This window comes from Flavobacteriales bacterium (genome assembly GCA_020435415.1).
Taxonomy (GTDB): Bacteria; Bacteroidota; Bacteroidia; order JACJYZ01; family JACJYZ01; genus JACJYZ01.
Genome location: JAGQZQ010000152.1, coordinates 1 through 3,769 on the forward strand (window position 1 = coordinate 1; position 3,769 = coordinate 3,769).

Genomic DNA, 3,769 nt, shown 5'->3' on the forward strand with positions numbered 1-3,769 from the left:
CATGCGCCGGAGACTCACAGGATGGTGAACCGACCCAAGCCGATACAACCGCCTCGAATCATGCCAAAGCCGTAGAGTTGGCCAAAAGGTTTACCATAACCGATACACATATTGATGTGCCTTACCGTCTGAATGAGGAATGGGAAGACATTTCACAACGTACCGTCAAAGGTGATTTTGACTATGTACGTTGTATGGAAGGCGGACTGGATGTGCCATTCATGTCCATATATATTCCGGCGGACTACCAGGAAAAAGGGGGCGCCAAAGCCCTGGCCGATTCCCTGATAGATATGGTGGAGGGTTTTGAAAAAGCCAACCCCGACAAGTTCAAGGTGGTTCACACCATGCTACAGGTAAATGAGAACCTGGGACAGAATAAAGTTTTACTGGCAATGGGGATGGAGAACGGCGCAGGCATCGAAGATGATCTTGCCAACCTGAAACATTTTTACGACCGGGGCATACGCTACATCACCCTCACCCATTCCAAGGTGAATCGCATTTGTGATTCTTCATATGATACTGTCCGCGTACATCACGGCCTCAGTAAATTCGGTGAAGATGTGGTGAAAGAAATGAATCGCCTGGGTATCATGGTGGATATCTCCCATGTGGACGACAGTACATTCTGGGATGTACTTAAGATCAGCCAGGTTCCGCCGATTGCCTCCCATTCATCCTGCCGTAAATTCGTACCGGGTTTTGAACGCAACATGAGCGACGAAATGATCATTGCGCTGGCAAAGGCCGGTGGTGTTATCCAGATCAACTTCGGATCTTCCTTTATCAGTGGGGACTTTAACAAAAAGAGTACTGTACTTCGTGAAAAGCTTGACCAATGGGCAAAAGAAAACAATGTTGATCCACACGCTGCTGAAGCTACCGAAAAACGTAAGAAGATGATAGAAGAGGAAGGACTGCAGGTAGTGGACCTGAAGGAAGTGGCAGACCACATCGATCACGTTGTGAAGATTGCCGGAATAGATGCTGTGGGACTTGGATCCGACTATGACGGTGTAGGTCCCACCCTGCCAAAGGGACTTGAAGATGTATCCAAATTCCCGAACCTGATTGAAGAACTATTGAATCGTGGGTATAGTGAAGAAGATATAGAAAAGATATGCTCCGGTAACCTGTTCCGGGTTTGGAAGCAAACCGAACAGAAAGCCGCAGAACTTCAGGCCGCCAGTTAATTACCGTGGGAATGTCAGCAGACCTTGCAGGTATTGCTCCCGAAGATACTTTCAGAATTCCACCCCGGTGGCTTTTGGTCTTAAGCTGCCTGTCATTTATTGGCCTGTTTGGTGTGCTGGCCTACTTCAATCGTTTGTCACGCGATGACTATGCCTTGCTGCACAGTGCACATTCTGCTGGTATTTTTAAAGGAACATACAGTTTCTACATGGGATGGAATGCGCGTTGGCCCGCCATCCTGCATAGTCATTTCTGGTTGGGTTTTCAGCATCCTGCAGCTCTGTTTATATGGGGTTGCCTCACCTTAACAGCGACTATCTGGGCGACATACCGCTGCCTTAAACTACTCGTGCCTTCCGTAAAAACCACCCTGTTATTCGCTGTATTATTTGTAAACGGATGGTTTCTGGGTACCAGTGGCATCGGCGAAAGCTGGTTGTGGATCTGTGCTGCTGCGGCCTATCAATGGAGCACAATCTCCTGGCTGGTCCTGCTGTCTTGTGCATTCCATAAAACCACGACTGTAAACAGCGTACTCATGATCATGGCTGCGATTTATGCCGGGGCATCCAATGAGGTAACCGGTGCACTGGCCATTGTTTCATTTGCTATGGTTCTCCGGAAGAAAAATTCACCGGTACTTATCCTCGCCATGATCGTGCTCTGTGTTGCATACGTAAGTCTTCTGGCCGGTCCCGGCAATGCGGTGCGGGCATACCACTTGCCTGAATTTTCCCTGACACGTGGTTGCATGATGTGGCTGAAGAATATCGGGCGTTACCTCCTGCTCATCTGGCCGTCCAGACTTCCCATGTTGCTGCTGTTCTCCATTCCATGGCTGATCGTTTCACCATACCTGCCAAGGGTCAGCTCCCGCCTGATGGCCAGGATCATTTTGGGCTGGCTTATCCTGGTGATGGTTCACCTGTTCCCCATATCCATACTAACCCAGGATGTTGCCCCGGACAGGGTTTTATCTCCCCTGGCACTATACAGTCAGGTCGTTTGTATTGCGGGTGTACTATGGTTGAGTAGGAGGTGGCAGCCTAACAGGAAGGTTTCGGTCCATCCGGTATTCGCGGCCATTCTCGCCCTGAATCTCGTTTTTTTGCTCATACAATGGCCCATAGTCACACGTTATGCAGCACGCGTGGATCAGCGAATCGATTACCTGAAAACCCTCAGAGATGACCGTGTTCCTGTCCAGGGAGGCGTTGTGGATGTCACCCCCCTTCCACCCTCAGGATGGCTGCTTTCTTCGGAGATCTCAGAAAACGAAGAATATTTTACCAATCAACATTTATCGCTGGGACTGGGTCTGCATTTTAAAGTCAGGAAGAAGGGTACGACAGGGAGGTGATTGGGTCTTGGGGGATTCCCAAAATTGTTTTACTTTCGCAGACCCGAATAATGCCCGGGTGGCGGAATTGGTAGACCTGCCTCTGCTAAAGCTACGGCAGGCAGGCGCGCTTGGCTGCCATTGCAATTACTGGGTTTAAGTTTTTGATTTGTTCTTTTCACATATCCGATATGCTTTTGTCGGACATACTTGCCCGGGTGGCGGAATTGGTAGACGCGCTAGCTTCAGGAGCTAGTGGTAGCAATGCCGTGCTGGTTCGATTCCAGTCCCGGGCACAGAAAAAACCCCTTACGTTTGTGAGGGGTTTTTTTATTTCAGACTGGCAGATGTCAGATTTCAGACTATCAGAGTTTAGACTATCAGAGACTCTGACTGTCTTATGTCTTACATCTCATGTCTGATATCTCAAGTCTGATATCTCAAGTCTTATATCTCACATCATCCAACATCCTTCAATTTCGCTTCACCACCACACGGTGTGATGTCATGAGGCCATCGGAAGTTGCCACGGCGATCAGATAGATGCCTTGCGGATGATCCTGTGCATTCCATGTACCAGTTGATGAAGCTGACAACTCCTCCACCACATTCCCCAACATATCATACACGGCCACCATTTGAACGTCCATGGTCTCGGGGATTGATAATTTAAATTCTACGCCCAGGGAAGGCGTGACGGCCCATTGGTGCCTATCAATTTCATTCAGGCCTGATGAGGCCACTTCCCGTATCACAACGGCATTGGGCGTAAGCAATCCACCTGATCCCCCGCTTATCCTTTCACCCACATAAGCTCCTCCGGCATCAAATTCTTTGACAGACTTCGAAGCACCATTGCCGATAAGGATATGCCCATCCGGCAGGAAGGCCATACCTTCTGCCTTGCTCAGCCCAGTTATAAAATCACCAAGGTATGTGCCAGAATGATCGAATCTTTTTACGGCTGTTCCGTTGTAGTCCGTCACCAGCAGATCACCGTTGACATCAAACCAGATATTGGTTGGCCCGAGCAGATTGGCGGAGATAAATACGCCGGAATCCTGACCTGCGGTATCGAATTTCCTGACGAGCTTTCCACCATAAGATGACACGTACAGGTTACCGGACTGGTCCCAGTCCAGCCCGATACTTTGCGAAACACCCACCGCAGTGAAATCATCAACAAAAGTTCCGTCCAGTTGATAGCGTTTTACCTTTCCTGTTCCATTCCAT

General features: G+C 49.1%; 3 protein-coding genes and 1 tRNA gene. 3 read left to right on the forward strand and 1 reads right to left on the reverse strand.

Going from position 1 to position 3,769, the window contains the following annotated elements; genetic code table 11:
• Positions 1–77 precede the first annotated feature (77 nt).
• The 3 genes from KDD36_14855 to KDD36_14865 all read left to right on the forward strand — a co-directional run bounded on the left by KDD36_14855 (position 78) and on the right by KDD36_14865 (position 2,832).
• Positions 78–1,196 (forward strand): dipeptidase, encoded by a 1,119-nt coding sequence (locus KDD36_14855; protein MCB0397929.1) that lies wholly within the window; start codon positions 78–80, stop codon positions 1,194–1,196.
• An 11-nt stretch (positions 1,197–1,207) separates the two neighbouring features.
• Positions 1,208–2,557 (forward strand): hypothetical protein, encoded by a 1,350-nt coding sequence (locus KDD36_14860; protein MCB0397930.1) that lies wholly within the window; start codon positions 1,208–1,210, stop codon positions 2,555–2,557.
• 191 nt (positions 2,558–2,748) lie between these two features.
• Positions 2,749–2,832, forward strand: a tRNA-Leu gene (locus KDD36_14865).
• A 177-nt stretch (positions 2,833–3,009) separates the two neighbouring features.
• Here the strand turns inward: KDD36_14865 and KDD36_14870 are convergent.
• Positions 3,010–3,769 (reverse strand): T9SS type A sorting domain-containing protein (locus tag KDD36_14870; GenBank protein MCB0397931.1); only part of this gene is annotated, 760 nt, incomplete at its 5' end.